The organism is Aeromicrobium choanae (genome assembly GCF_900167475.1).
GTDB lineage: Bacteria > Actinomycetota > Actinomycetes > Propionibacteriales > Nocardioidaceae > Aeromicrobium > Aeromicrobium choanae.
Map to the genome: position 1 here is coordinate 2346779 of NZ_LT796768.1, position 13287 is coordinate 2360065.

General features: G+C 71.3%; 17 protein-coding genes. All 17 read left to right on the forward strand.

All coding sequences use genetic code 11. The features are described 5' to 3' along the window. Nucleotides 1–57: 57 nt before the first annotated feature. The 17 genes from B5D60_RS11220 to lepB all read left to right on the forward strand — a co-directional run bounded on the left by B5D60_RS11220 (nt 58) and on the right by lepB (nt 13263). Nucleotides 58–1722, forward strand: coding sequence for a CTP synthase (locus B5D60_RS11220; protein WP_078700240.1), 1665 nt, complete (start codon nt 58–60; stop codon nt 1720–1722). Then, nucleotides 1719–2315, forward strand: coding sequence for an NUDIX domain-containing protein (locus B5D60_RS11225; RefSeq protein WP_078700241.1), 597 nt, complete (start codon nt 1719–1721; stop codon nt 2313–2315). The genes B5D60_RS11220 and B5D60_RS11225 overlap by 4 nt, the downstream gene beginning before the upstream one ends. Beyond that, on the forward strand, nt 2312–3244 hold the full coding sequence (gene xerD / locus B5D60_RS11230) for a site-specific tyrosine recombinase XerD (RefSeq protein WP_078700242.1): 933 nt from the start codon (nt 2312–2314) through the stop codon (nt 3242–3244). The genes B5D60_RS11225 and xerD overlap by 4 nt, the downstream gene beginning before the upstream one ends. A gap of 17 nt (nt 3245–3261) precedes the next feature. Further along, nucleotides 3262–4113: a ParA family protein gene (locus B5D60_RS11235; RefSeq protein ID WP_078701401.1), complete on the forward strand. Its 852-nt coding sequence runs from the start codon at nt 3262–3264 to the stop codon at nt 4111–4113. 20 nt (nt 4114–4133) lie between these two features. Then, nucleotides 4134–4412: a hypothetical protein gene (locus B5D60_RS11240; RefSeq protein WP_407922766.1), complete on the forward strand. Its 279-nt coding sequence runs from the start codon at nt 4134–4136 to the stop codon at nt 4410–4412. An 8-nt stretch (nt 4413–4420) separates the two neighbouring features. Continuing rightward, nucleotides 4421–5305, forward strand: coding sequence for a segregation and condensation protein A (locus B5D60_RS11245; protein ID WP_407922757.1), 885 nt, complete (start codon nt 4421–4423; stop codon nt 5303–5305). After that, nucleotides 5292–5996 (forward strand): SMC-Scp complex subunit ScpB, encoded by a 705-nt coding sequence (gene scpB / locus B5D60_RS11250; protein ID WP_078700245.1) that lies wholly within the window; start codon nt 5292–5294, stop codon nt 5994–5996. Before B5D60_RS11245 ends, scpB begins: the two co-directional genes overlap by 14 nt. Continuing rightward, on the forward strand, nt 5989–6717 hold the full coding sequence (locus B5D60_RS11255; RefSeq protein ID WP_078700246.1) for a pseudouridine synthase: 729 nt from the start codon (nt 5989–5991) through the stop codon (nt 6715–6717). The genes scpB and B5D60_RS11255 overlap by 8 nt, the downstream gene beginning before the upstream one ends. After that, nucleotides 6714–7778, forward strand: a complete 1065-nt coding sequence (locus B5D60_RS11260; RefSeq protein ID WP_078700247.1) for a prephenate dehydrogenase — start codon at nt 6714–6716, stop codon at nt 7776–7778. Before B5D60_RS11255 ends, B5D60_RS11260 begins: the two co-directional genes overlap by 4 nt. An 8-nt stretch (nt 7779–7786) precedes the next feature. Further along, nucleotides 7787–8440: a (d)CMP kinase gene (gene cmk / locus B5D60_RS11265; RefSeq protein ID WP_078700248.1), complete on the forward strand. Its 654-nt coding sequence runs from the start codon at nt 7787–7789 to the stop codon at nt 8438–8440. Nucleotides 8441–8624: 184 nt separating this feature from the next. Next, nucleotides 8625–9104 (forward strand): 30S ribosomal protein S16, encoded by a 480-nt coding sequence (gene rpsP, locus B5D60_RS11270; RefSeq protein WP_078700249.1) that lies wholly within the window; start codon nt 8625–8627, stop codon nt 9102–9104. A 2-nt stretch (nt 9105–9106) separates the two neighbouring features. Further along, on the forward strand, nt 9107–9358 hold the full coding sequence (locus B5D60_RS11275; RefSeq protein ID WP_078700250.1) for an RNA-binding protein: 252 nt from the start codon (nt 9107–9109) through the stop codon (nt 9356–9358). Nucleotides 9359–9365: 7 nt separating this feature from the next. Beyond that, nucleotides 9366–9878 carry a ribosome maturation factor RimM gene (gene rimM, locus B5D60_RS11280; protein ID WP_078700251.1) on the forward strand — a complete coding sequence of 171 codons (513 nt, stop codon included), beginning with the start codon at nt 9366–9368 and terminating at the stop codon, nt 9876–9878. Further along, the gene (gene trmD, locus B5D60_RS11285) at nt 9878–10567 is read left to right on the forward strand and encodes a tRNA (guanosine(37)-N1)-methyltransferase TrmD (protein WP_078700252.1); all 690 of its coding nucleotides are present in this window, start codon (nt 9878–9880) and stop codon (nt 10565–10567) included. The genes rimM and trmD overlap by 1 nt, the downstream gene beginning before the upstream one ends. 116 nt (nt 10568–10683) lie before the next feature. Beyond that, nucleotides 10684–11910, forward strand: coding sequence for an ammonium transporter (locus B5D60_RS11290; protein WP_078700253.1), 1227 nt, complete (start codon nt 10684–10686; stop codon nt 11908–11910). Nucleotides 11911–12174: 264 nt separating this feature from the next. After that, complete coding sequence (rplS, locus tag B5D60_RS11295) at nt 12175–12525, forward strand: 50S ribosomal protein L19 (RefSeq protein WP_078700254.1); 351 nt, start codon at nt 12175–12177, stop codon at nt 12523–12525. A 72-nt stretch (nt 12526–12597) separates the two neighbouring features. Next, the gene (gene lepB / locus B5D60_RS11300) at nt 12598–13263 is read left to right on the forward strand and encodes a signal peptidase I (RefSeq protein ID WP_078700255.1); all 666 of its coding nucleotides are present in this window, start codon (nt 12598–12600) and stop codon (nt 13261–13263) included. The last annotated feature ends 24 nt before the right edge of the window (nt 13264–13287 follow it).

Here is a 13287-nt window from a genome sequence, read left to right on the forward strand (position 1 = left end):
CCGGACGCTGCCGCAGGCACCGCCCGGTTCCGCATCCGAACCGGACCCACGGGAGTCATGTTGGCAACTAACGCCGTCACCAAGCACGTTTTCGTCACCGGTGGAGTCGTGTCCTCCCTCGGCAAGGGCCTGACCGCCTCCAGCCTCGGCAGGCTGCTCAAGTCGCGTGGCCTGCGGGTCACGATGCAGAAGCTCGATCCGTACCTCAACGTGGACCCGGGCACGATGAACCCGTTCCAGCACGGTGAGGTCTTCGTCACCGACGACGGCGCCGAGACCGACCTCGACATCGGCCACTACGAGCGCTTCCTCGACGAGGACCTCGTCGGACGCGCCAACGTCACGACCGGCCAGGTCTACTCCGACGTGATCGCCCGGGAGCGCCGCGGCGACTACCTCGGCGACACCGTGCAGGTCATCCCGCACATCACGAACGAGATCAAGGACCGGATGCTGTCGATGGGCGGCCCCGACGTCGACGTGGTGATCCACGAGATCGGCGGCACGGTGGGCGACATCGAGAGCCAGCCGTTCCTGGAGTCGGCCCGCCAGGTCCGCCAGGAGGTGGGACGCGGCAACGTCTTCTTCCTGCACGTCTCGCTCATCCCGTACATCGGTCCGGCCGGCGAGCTCAAGACGAAGCCCACGCAGCACTCGGTCGCGGCCCTGCGCTCGATCGGCATCCAGCCCGACGCGATCGTGTGCCGCTCCGACCGTCCCGTGCCCGCCGGCGTGAAGCGCAAGATCTCGCTCATGTGCGACGTCGACGAGGACGCGGTCGTCACGGCCGTCGACGCCCCCTCGATCTACGACATCCCGAAGGTGCTGCACTCCGAGGGGCTGGACGCGTACGTCGTCCGCCGCCTCGACCTGCCGTTCCGTGACGTCGACTGGACCGAGTGGGACGCCCTGCTGCGCCGGGTGCACGACCCGGCCGAGGACGTCACGATCGCCCTGGTCGGCAAGTACATCGACCTGCCGGACGCGTACCTGTCGGTGGCCGAGGCGCTGCGCGCCGGTGGCTTCGCCAACGACGTGAAGGTCCGCCTGCGCTGGGTCCCCTCGGACGAGTGCGCCACCGAGGCCGGCGCCGCCGAGCACCTCGGCGACGTCGACGGGATCTGCGTGCCCGGCGGCTTCGGCATCCGCGGCATCGAGGGCAAGCTCGGTGCCCTGACGTACGCGCGCAAGCAGCAGGTGCCCGTGCTCGGGCTGTGCCTGGGCCTGCAGTGCATGGTCATCGAGTACGCCCGCACCGAGCTGGGCATCGAGGACGCGAGCTCCTCGGAGTTCGACCCGTCCACCGAGCACCCGGTCATCGCGACGATGGCCGAGCAGCAGGAGTTCGTCGAGGGAGCGGGCGACCTGGGCGGCACCATGCGCCTGGGCCTCTACCCGGCCAGCCTCAAGCCCGGCAGCATCGTCAGCGAGCTCTACGGCAGCGACAAGGTCGAGGAGCGCCATCGCCACCGGTACGAGGTCAACAACGCCTACCGCGAGCAGCTGGAGGAGGCGGGCCTGGTCTTCTCGGGCACGTCGCCCGACTCGACCCTGGTCGAGTTCGTCGAGCTCCCGCGCGAGGTGCACCCGTTCTACGTGGCCACGCAGGCACACCCCGAGCTGCGCTCGCGTCCGACGCGCTCGCACCCGCTGTTCTCCGGCCTGATCGGGGCCTCGCTCAAGCGCAAGCTCGAGATGCGGCTGCCGGTCGAGGGCGCGTGACCGCCCATCCGCGGCTGCCGGGCCGGCTCGCGGAGCGCGTCGAGGCCGGCCCCGGCACGTGGCCGCAGGTCGGCTCCGAGATCGGGTTCCACAACGGCTACCTGACCCTCACCGTCGACACGATCGAGGCGCCGGACGGCGACACGCATCCCCGGGTCGTCGTGAGGCCCCGCCGCGCGGTGGGCGTGGCCGCGGTCGACGAGGAGGGCCGGATCCTGCTCGTCGAGCAGTACCGGCACCCGATGGGCCGCCGGATGCTCGAGATCCCGGCCGGGCTGATGGACATCGAGGGCGAGGCGCCGCAGCAGACGGCGGCGCGCGAGCTCGCGGAGGAGACCGACCTCGTCGCCCGCGACTGGCGCGAGCTGGTGCAGATCGCCCCCACGGTCGGGTACTCCACCGAGACGATCACGATCTTCCACGCCTCCGGGCTGGAGCCGGTCGCCGACGCCGATCGCACCGAGCGCGAGGCCGAGGAGGCCGACATGGCGCACTGGTGGGTGAGCCCGGACGACGCGGTGGCGGCCTGCCTGGACGGCAGGATCATCGACGCCAAGACCATCGTCGCGATCCTCGCGGTGGCCCGGACGTGACCGACGGCGGTGCGGTCGAGCGCGTCGTGGCCGAGTACCTGTCCCACCTCGCGGTGGAGCGCGGTCTCGCCGAGAACACGCTCGCTTCGTACCGCCGCGACCTGCGTCGCTACACCGAGTTCCTGCAGGGCGCGGGCGTCGCCGATCCCGCCTCGATCACCGAGGAGCACGTCACGGCCTTCGCGGCCGCCCTGCGCGCCGGCGACGAGGACCACCAGGGCCTCGGCACGTCGAGCGTCGCGCGCACCGTCGTGGCGGTCCGTGGCTTCCACCGGTTCTGCCTGCGCGAGCAGCTCGTGACCAACGACGTCACGGCTGCCGTCCGGCCGCCGCGGCCGGCGTCGCGGCTGCCCAAGGCGCTGCCGCTGGAGGACGTCGAGGCACTGCTGACGGCGGCGGGGGAGCCCGGCACGGCACTGGCGCTGCGCGACCGGGCCCTGCTGGAGATCCTCTACGGCACCGGGGCCCGCATCTCGGAGGCCGTGGGCCTCGACGTGGACGACATCGACCTCGAGCAGTCCTCCGTCCTGCTCACCGGCAAGGGCTCGAAGCAGCGGATCGTGCCGCTCGGCTCGTTCGCCCGCGACGCGATCGAGGCCTACCTCACGAAGGCGCGTCCGCACCTGACCTCGGCCGCCGGCAGCGGCCCCGCGGTGTTCCTCAACGCCCGGGGCGGACGGCTGTCGCGCCAGAGCGCCTGGACCGTGCTGACCAAGGCCGCCCGCCGCGCCGGGCTCACGGTCGACGTCTCGCCGCACACCCTGCGTCACTCCTTCGCCACGCACCTGCTCGACGGCGGCGCCGACGTGCGCGTGGTGCAGGAACTGCTCGGTCACGCCTCGGTGACGACCACCCAGATCTACACCCTCGTGACGATCGACAAGTTGCGCGAGACGTACGCGGCGTCCCATCCCCGTGCGCTGAAGTGAGCGGTACAGTGACCGACATGCCCAGTTCGGAACTCGGACCCACCGGTCGCCCCCTCCCCGACCTTCCCGAACCCGGACCCCGCAGCACGCAGGCCCCCGCCGTCGTCATCTCGATGTGCAACCAGAAGGGCGGCGTCGGCAAGACCACCACCACGATCAACCTCGGCGCCGCGCTGGCCGAGCTCGGCCGCCGCGTCCTGCTCGTCGACTTCGACCCGCAGGGCTCGATGACGGTCGGACTGGGCTACAACGCCCACGAAATCGAGCAGAGCATCTACCACGTGCTGATGGACCGCGAGCTCTCAATGAAGGAGATCATCCTCGGCACGTCCGTGGAGAACCTCGACCTCGTCCCGGCGAACATCGACCTCTCGGCCGCCGAGATGCGCCTCGTCACCGAGGTGGGCCGCGAGCAGGTGCTCGCCCGTGCCCTGCGCGACGTCCGCCACGACTACGACGTCATCCTCATCGACTGCCAGCCCTCGCTGGGCCTGCTCACCGTCAACGCGCTGACCGCGTCGGACGGCGTGGTCATCCCGCTGGAGTGCGAGTACTTCGCCCTGCGCGGCGTCGCGCTGCTCAACGAGACGATCGAGAAGGTCCGCGACCGCACGAACTTCGACCTGCGCGTCATCGGCCTGCTCGGCACGATGTTCGACGGTCGCACCCTGCACGGCCGCGAGGTGTTGCAGACGCTCGTCGACGGCTGGGGCGACTCGGTCTTCCACACCGTCATCCGCCGCACCGTGAAGTTCTCCGACTCCACCGTCGCGGGCGAGCCCATCACCGAGTACGCCTCCTCGTCGCCGGGCGCCGAGGCCTACCGCCAGCTCGCCAGGGAAGTGCTGCAGCGGTGTCCCGACGCGTGAACCTGCCGGGTGCGGACGAGCTGTTCAGGCCGACCGCACCCAGCAGCTCCCGAAACGACGACGCCCCCGCCGTGCCCGCGTCCGGCAGCGGCCGGGTCAAGCACGACGAGAAGATGACGGTCTACCTGACCAGCGACGAGCTGCTCGCGATCGAGAAGGCACGCCTGGAGCTGCGGTCCGTCCTCGGCCGCAAGGTCGACCGTGGCCGGCTCGTGCGTGCGGCGATCGCCGGCGCCCTGGCCGACCTGGAGACCCGCGGGGCCGACAGCGAGCTCGCCCGCCGGCTCGGCGAGGAATGAGCGCCGCGGTGTCCGTGACCGAACCGGCACCCGCGCAGGCGCCCGATGTCGGCTTCTCCGTCTCGCTGGGCAACTTCGAGGGCCCGTTCGACCTGCTGCTGCAGCTGATCTCCAAGCACCAGCTCGACATCACCGAGGTCGCCCTGTCGGTGGTCACCTCGGACTTCATCGCCTACACCCGCGAGCTCGAGGACGACCTCGAGCAGACGACGAACTTCCTGCTCATCGCGGCCACGCTGCTCGACCTCAAGACCGCCCGGCTGCTGCCGCAGGCGGAGGTCGAGGACGAGGAGGACCTGGCCCTGCTCGAGGCGCGCGACCTGCTCTTCGCGCGGCTCATGCAGTACCGCGCCTTCAAGACGGTCGCGGGGATCCTGGCCGAGCGCTTCGAGAACTCGCAGCTGCGCCACCCCCGCGCCGTGACGCTCGAGCCGCGCTTCGCGACGCTGCTGCCCGAGGTGGAGATCCGCGCGACCGCGCAGGACCTGGCCGAGCTCGCCGCCGGTGCGCTGGCCCCGAAGCTGCCGCCACTGGTCTCGCTGACCCACCTGCACGCACCCGCAGTGAGCGTGCGCGAGCAGGCCCACCTCGTGGTCGACCGGCTGCGCCGCGAGGGCAGCCTGACGTTCCGGGCGATCGTCGCCGACGCGCCCGACGGGCAGACGAAGGTGGCGCGGTTCCTGTCGCTGTTGGAGCTGTTCCGCGAGGGCATGCTGTCGTTCGAGCAGGCCGTGCCCCTGGGCGAGCTGACGGTGCGCTGGACCGGCACCGACGACGGCGACATCGACGTGGGCGACGAGTTCGACGAGCCGACCCTGACCGACGAGGGCCTCGATGCGGCGCAGGACGCCCCGACGGCCGAGACCACCGGAAGTGACGATGACCGAGACTGACGACCAGCTGCCCGCCGAGCCCGACGCGTCGGGGGTGCCGGCGGCCGACGAGCGGCCCTCGGTCGACCTGCGTCCCGGCCTGGAGGCGGTGCTGATGATCGCCGACGAGCCGCTGGAGCACCTCGTGCTGGCCCAGGCCGTGGGGCACCCGCCGGTCGAGGTCGAGCAGGCGCTGCGCGACCTGGCGGCCGAGTACACCGAGCAGGGGCGCGGCTTCGAGCTGCGCGAGCTCGCCGGTGGCTGGCGCTTCTACAGCCGCGAGGAGTACGCCGACGTCGTGTCCGCCTTCGTGCTCGAGGGCCAGCAGGCCAAGCTCAGCCAGGCGGCGCTGGAGACCCTCGCCGTGGTGGCGTACCGCCAGCCGGTCAGCCGCTCGCGCATCTCGGCCATCCGCGGAGTCAACGTGGACGGCGTGGTCCGCACGCTCGTCACGCGCGGGCTGATCGTGGAGCTGGGCAACGACGCCGAGTCCGGCGCGATCCTCTACGGGACGACCAACTACTTCCTCGAGCGCATGGGCCTGAGCGGACTCGACGAGCTGCCCGAGCTGGCGCCGATGCTGCCCGACCTCGAGGACCTCGACAGCGAGCTCGAGCGCGTCGCGCAGCAGACCGCCGATCGCGAGGCACCTGCGGACGAGCCGCAGCCCACCGGTGACGACGCCCAGCCGACCGGGAGCGCCGATGTCTGAGGGGATTCGCCTGCAGAAGGTGCTCGCCTCGGCGGGTGTGGCCAGCCGGCGGCGCTGCGAGGAGCTGATGGCGACCGGTCGGGTCGAGGTGAACGGCGAGATCGTCACGCAGATGGGCGCCCGCGTCGATCCCGCGAACGACGTCATCCGCGTCGACGGGGCGCGCATCCCGCCGCCGTCCGACCACGCGTACGTGCTGCTCAACAAGCCGCGCGGCGTCGTGAGCTCGATGGCCGACGAGCAGGGCCGCCCCGATCTCTCGGGACTGCTCGCCGGTCGTGAGGACCGGCTCTTCCACGTGGGCCGGCTCGACACCGACACCTCGGGCCTGCTCATCCTCACCAACGACGGCGACCTCGCCCACCAACTGGCGCATCCCTCGTTCGAGGTCACGAAGACCTACGTCGCGCTTGTGGAGGGCACGGTCGCCGCGCCGATCGGGCGCCAGCTCCTCGCCGGGGTGGAGCTCGATGACGGCGTCACCGCGGTCGACCGCTTCGTCGTGCGCGACCGCAGCCGCGGCCGCAGTCTCGTCGAGCTGGACCTGCACAGCGGCAAGAACCGCATCGTGCGGCGCCTCCTCGACGCCGTCGGCCACCCGGTGATCGACCTGACCCGCACGGCGTTCGGGCCACTGCGCCTGGGAGACCTGCGGTCCGGGGCGATGCGGGACCTGTCGCGCGAGGAGCTCGGAGCGCTCTTCGATAGCGTGGGGGCATGACCGCCCCCCTGCCCGATCCTGTCGTGCCCGGGCCGGTCCTGGTCATCGGCTGCGGCCTGATCGGCACCTCGGTGGCGCTCGGGCTGCGCGATCTGGGCGTTCAGGTGCACCTGCGGGACGCGCGTCCCTCGAACGTCGAGCTCGCCGCGTCACTGGGCGCCGGGACGGCCGACCCGGTGGCGGCGCCCGCGCTCGTCGTCGTCGCCGTGCCGCCCGCCGCGGTCGTCGACACCGCCCGCGCCGCCCTCGCCGAGTTCCCCTCCGCCGTGGTCACCGACGTGGCCAGCGTGAAGGGCTCCGTGTCCGGGACGCTCACCGATCCGCGCTTCGTCGGCGGCCATCCGATGGCCGGCAAGGAGCGCTCCGGGCCGATGGCCGCCTCGGCACTGCTGTTCGAGGGCCGTGCCTGGGCCGTGGTGCCCACCGACGGCACCGACCCCGGCGCGATCGCGCTGGTCGAGCAGGTCGCGACGGCCCTCGGGTCGGTGGTCCGCCGCATGGACGCCGCGTCCCACGACCGGGCCGTCGCGCTCGTCTCGCATGTGCCGCACCTGGTCTCGGCGCTGACCGCCGGACTGCTCACGCAGGCCGACGGCGACGACCTGGCCCTTGCGGGACAGGGACTGCGCGACGTCATCCGGATCGCCGGCAGTGACCGCGGCCTGTGGGTCGACATCATCGGCAGCAACGCCGGCCAGGTGGGGGACATCCTCGACGACCTGGCGGTCCGGCTCGACGACCTGCGGTCCGCGGTGCGCAGCGCCGACGGCTCCGTGGCCGAGCACCTCGACCGCGGCCGGGCGGGCGTCGCCCGGGTGCCCGGCAAGCACGGCGAGCAGCCTGCGGCACTCGCCAGCGTCTTCGTCTCCATCGACGACACCCCGGGCGAGCTGTCGCGGCTCTTCGCCGCCATCGGCGATGCCGGGGTCAACATCGAGGACATGCGCATCGACCACGAGCTCGGACGCCTCGTCGGCGTCGTCGAGGTCGTGGTGCAGGCCGGCGTCGCCGAGCACCTGCACACCGCCCTGATCGAACGCGGCTGGGCCGCCTTCCGCTGAGGAGATCCATGACCGACGTCATCGCCATCGACGGGCCCTCGGGCTCGGGCAAGTCCAGCACCTCGCGAGGAGTGGCCTCGCGGCTGGGCTACGCCTACCTGGACACGGGTGCGATGTACCGCGCGATGACGTGGGCGCTGCTGCAGCGAGGCGTCGACGTGCACGACCCCGCGGCCGTGGCGGCCGCGGCGAGCGAGGTGGTGCTGACCTCCGGCACCGATCCGCAGGCGCCCACGATCGCCGCCGACGGGGTCGACGTCTCCGAGCCGATCCGCGGTGACGCCGTCACCGCAGCGGTGAGCCCGGTCGCCACCGTGCCGCAGGTGCGGAGCCAGCTCGTGGCGCTGCAACGGGCCGCCATCGCGCAGTCCACCGGCGGCATCGTGGTCGAGGGCCGCGACATCGGCACGGTCGTCGCGCCCGACGCCTCGCTGAAGATCTACCTCGTCGCCGACCCCGTGGCGCGCGCCCGCCGCCGCGCCCTGGAACTGGGCGTGGAGGACGCCGAGGCGATGCGCGAGGCCCTCGCCCGGCGCGACGCGATCGACTCCAACCGCGCCGCCTCGCCGCTGGCCCAGGCCGACGATGCCGTCGTCGTCGACGGGACCGATCTGAGCCTCGACGAGGTCATCGACCGCATCGTGGCGCTCGCCCGTCCCTGACGTTCGTCCCGGGACGCGAGGCGGATTGGAACGCGGCTGCCGGTTCTGGCAGAATGGGCGCTTGCGTCCGGAATCGGTGCGGCCCTCTCTCCCGCCGAGCCCGGCCCCTCGATGAAGACCGGGCATGCCCCACACGCCGGGTCGCCGTCACCACAGTTCGACACCTCAAGGAGACACCACACTCGTGGCAGTCAAGATTCGCCTCAAGCGGATGGGCAAGATCCGCACGCCGTTCTACCGCATCGTCGTTGCCGACAGCCGCACCAAGCGTGACGGCCGCGTCATCGAGGAGATCGGCACGTACAACCCCAAGACCGATCCGTCGACCATCAACGTCGACTCCGATCGCGCCCAGTACTGGCTCGGCGTCGGCGCGCAGCCGACCGAGGCCGTCGCGGCGATCCTCAAGCTCACCGGTGACATCGGTGGCGAGTCGTCCCTCAAGCAGCCCGAGCCCAAGGCCGACAAGGCCGAGCTCTTCAACGCCGCGCTGAAGGACCTGCACGCCGAGCCCAAGAAGTCGGCCACCACCAAGGCCAAGAAGGCCGAGGAGCCCAAGGCCGAGGAGACCCCGGCCGAGGAGCCCAAGGCTGAGGAGCCCAAGGCTGAGGAGCCGAAGGCCGAGGAGACCCCGGCCGAGGACACGAAGGCCGACGAGGCCTGATCATGGCCGCTCCCATGCAGGAGGTCGTCGAGCACCTCGTCGCCGGCATCGTCGACAACCCCGACGAGGTCACGGTCCGCGCCAAGCAGACCCGGCGCGGCGAGCTGTTCGAGGTTCGGGTCAACCCGAACGACCTCGGCAAGGTCATCGGTCGTCAGGGTCGCACGGCCACGGCGATCCGCACCGTCGCATCGGCCATCGCCGGTGCCGACGGCGCGCGGATCGACTTCGTGGACGTCGACCGGCGTCGCTGAGCCGACCATGCGCGTCGTCGTCGGTCGGATCGGCCGTGCCCACGGCATCCGCGGCGACCTCTCCGTCGATCCCAGGACCGACGAGCCCGAACGGCGTTTCGCCGTGGGCTCGTCGGTCCTGTGTCGTGACGGGGAGCTGACGATCACCTCCAGCCGTCCCCACTCCGGCAAGTGGCTCATGCACTTCGAGCAGATCCCCGACCGCACCGCGGCCGAGCGCTTCCACGGCGCCGTCCTCGAGGTCGAGGTCGATCCCGATGAGGTCCCCGAGGACGACGCCTTCTACGACCACCAGCTCGTCGGGCTGGCCGTCACGGTCGGTGGCGAGCCGCGCGGCCGCGTCCTCGACGTGCTGCACCTGCCCGCCCACGACTCCCTGCTGGTCGAGGTCGACGGGCGGCGCGTCCAGGTCCCGTTCGTCGAGGCGCTCGTGCCCGAGGTCGACCTCGAGGCCGGCACCGTGACGATCGAGGACCGCCCGGGGCTGCTGAACCCCGAGAAAGCGGACGAGGTGCGCTAGTGCGCATCGACGCCCTCTCGATCTTCCCCGACTACTTCGCTCCGCTGGAGCTGTCCCTGCCGGGCAAGGCGCGCCGCGCCGGCCTGGTGGACTTCCACGCGCACGACCTGCGCGACTGGGCCCACGACCGTCACCGCACGGTCGACGACACGCCCTACGGCGGTGGCGCCGGCATGGTGATGAAGCCCGAGCCGTGGGGCGAGGCCCTGGACGCCGTCTGCACCGACGCGGCGGTCGTCATCGTGCCGACCCCCTCGGGCGCTCCCTTCAGCCACGCCGAGGCGGTGCGGCTGTCGGGTGCGGACCAGCTCGTGTTCGCCTGCGGCCGGTACGAGGGCATCGACCAGCGCGTGCTCGACCACGCGGCCACCCGCTGGGAGGTCCGCGAGATCTCCCTGGGCGACTTCGTCGTCAACGGGGGAGAGGTGGCGGCCCTGGCGATCATCGAGGCGGTCGTGCGGCTGCTGCCCGGGTTCATGGGCAACCCCGAGAGCCTCGCGGAGGAGTCGCACGCCGACGGCCTCCTGGAGTACCCCGTCTACACCAAGCCCGCCTCGTGGCGCGGACTCGACGTCCCGCCGATCCTGCTGTCGGGCGATCACGGGCGGATCGCGGACTGGCGACGGGAGCAGTCCCGCGTGCGCACGCAGCAGCGTCGTCCCGATTTAACACGCGACCTCAGTGAGTAACACGTTCGTAACCGCTCTGGCGGGCCTCCGTAATCGGCCTTGAGCAGGATCGGTGGAGCGCCGCGGCAAGGGAGCTCGGCCGCCCCCCACGTGTTACCTACTGCAAAGAGGTTGAAATGGAACCCGGGACCATCTGGCTGCTGATCTGTGCAGCTCTCGTTCTCTTCATGACGCCGGGACTGGCGTTCTTCTACGGCGGACTCGTCAAGGCCCAGAGCGTCATCTCCATGATGATGCTGAGCTTCGGTGCGATGGGTCTGGTCTTCGTGCTGTGGATCCTCTACGGCTTCAACATGGGCTCGGCCGGCTCGTCCGACATCATCGACGGCTGGCTGGCGAACCCCTTCTCGGACTTCGCCCTGCAGGACCTGGCCACCGGTGACGGCGCGTCCGGCCTGGCCGGCGTCGCCTTCGGCGCGACGTTCGCCGTGATCACGACCGCGCTGATCTCGGGCGCCGTCGCCGATCGTGCGCGCTTCTTCCCCTGGATGCTCTTCTCCGGCCTGTGGGCCACGATCGTCTACTTCCCCTCCCAGGGTTGGGTGTGGGGCTTCGACGACGAGGGCCTGACGGGCTGGATCGGCACGCTCACGATCGGTGACGCGGTCCCGATCGACTGGGCCGGCGGCACGGTCGTCCACATCAGCGCCGGTGCGGCGGCCTTCGCCCTCGCCCTGGTCCTGGGCAAGCGCACGGTCGGCTTCAGCAAGGAGGCCGCCGAGCCGCACAACGTCCCGCTCGTCCTCATCGGTGCCGCGATCCTGTGGTTCGGCTGGTTCGGGTTCAACACCGGCGCGGCGACCGAGAGCGGCCTGGGTGCGCTCATCTTCCTGAACACGATTGCCGCTCCCGCAGCCGGCATCCTGGGCTACATCGTCGTCGAGCACTTCAAGGACGGGAAGCCGACCGCCGTCGGTGCCGCCTCGGGCATCGTCGCCGGCCTGGTCGCGATCACCCCGTCGTGCGCCAACCTGTCGCCCTTCTGGGCGATCGTGCTGGGCCTGCTGGCCGGTGCGGTCTGCTGCTTCGCGATCGACCTCAAGTACAAGCTCGGCTACGACGACTCGCTCGACGTGGTCGGCCTGCACCTGGTCGCCGGCTTCATCGGCTGCCTGTACCTGGGCTTCTTCGCCACGGACACGGGCCTGTTCACCGGTGGCAACATCGACCAGCTGATCGCCCAGATCATCCCGTCGGTCTTCGTCGCGGCCTACTCCTTCGCCGTCGCCTTCGGCCTCGGCAAGGCGATCGACGCCACGATCGGCTTCCGCGTGACGGAGGACGAGGAGGTCGCCGGCCTGGACAACGTCCTGCACGGTGGCGCCGCGTACAAGTTCGACTGACCGAGGGCCGAGGGCGCTCAGCGCCCGACCGCTCGAGGTGGTTGAGGTGCGAGGCGCTCTGCGCCGAAGCCTCGAAGCCCGGCCGCCGAACAGCAGCCTCACAGCGCCCCGTCCCCGATTTCTCCGGGGGCGGGGCGCTGTGGCATCATGGACTGTTGGTGCAGGACGGCTCTGCCACGAGGGAGCCCCCACGCAGCACCACCCGATACTTCGAGCAACACCGACATTCCGCAGGTGACTTGTGGCACCAGGCGAGGAGAGACCATGACGAACGTCATCGACCAGATCGCAGCGCAGAGCAAGCGTGACGACATCCCGCAGTTCCGTGCCGGCGACACCCTCAAGGTGCACGTCAACATCGTCGAGGGCAACCGCTCGCGTGTGCAGCTGTTCCAGGGCGTCTGCATCAAGGTGCAGGGCTCGGGCATCGGCCGCACGTTCACCGTCCGCAAGGTGAGCTTCGGCGTCGGCGTCGAGCGTACGTTCCCGGTCCACTCGCCCGTGATCGAGAAGATCGAGATCGCGACCCGTGGCGACGTCCGTCGCGCCAAGCTGTACTACCTGCGCAACCTGCGCGGCAAGGCCGCCAAGATCAAGGAGAAGCGCGAGATCTGATCTCGACCGCTCCGCGACGACCCCGCTCCCGAAGGAGCGGGGTCGTTGCACGTTCGCGGCTAGGATCCCGGGGTGACCGACGAGCCCCGCGCCGCGCGCCGGCGGCTGCCGTGGTGGCTGGCCACGCTGGTCTACGTGGCCGCGACCCTGGCACTGGCGCTGGCCGTCACGACGTTCTGCGTCCAGCCCTTCGTCATCCCCTCCAACTCGATGGTTCCCGCGCTGGCCAAGGGCGACCGGATCCTCGTGCAGAAGTGGACGTACCGCGCGGCCGAGCCCCGGCGCGGCGACGTCGTCGTGTTCCGGGACCCGGGCGGGTGGCTGGGCCAGCTGGACGACCCGTCCGCGTTCCAGCGCGGCCTCCGGGCGGTCGGCCTGGCCCCGCAGGGCGGCTACCTGGTCAAGCGCGTCGTCGGCGTGGCCGGCGACGAGGTGCGCTGCTGCGACGAGGGAGGCCGCACCCTCGTCAACGGACACCCGGTCGACGAGCCGTACCTGGCCGACGAGAGCGCGAACGCGGCACGGACGTTCCAGCTGACGGTGCCGCGCGGCATGCTCTGGGTCGAGGGCGACAACCGGGGCGGCTCACGCGACTCCCGGGCGATGCAGGACGAGCCCGGCGAGGGCTTCGTCCCCGCGGAATCGGTCGTCGGCCGCGTGTGGGCCAGGGTCTGGCCGGCCGATCGGATCGGGCGCCTCGCGCCGACCGACGCGTTCGCCGACGTGCCGTCGCCGTGACGCGACACCGTTGCGCGGTTCGTC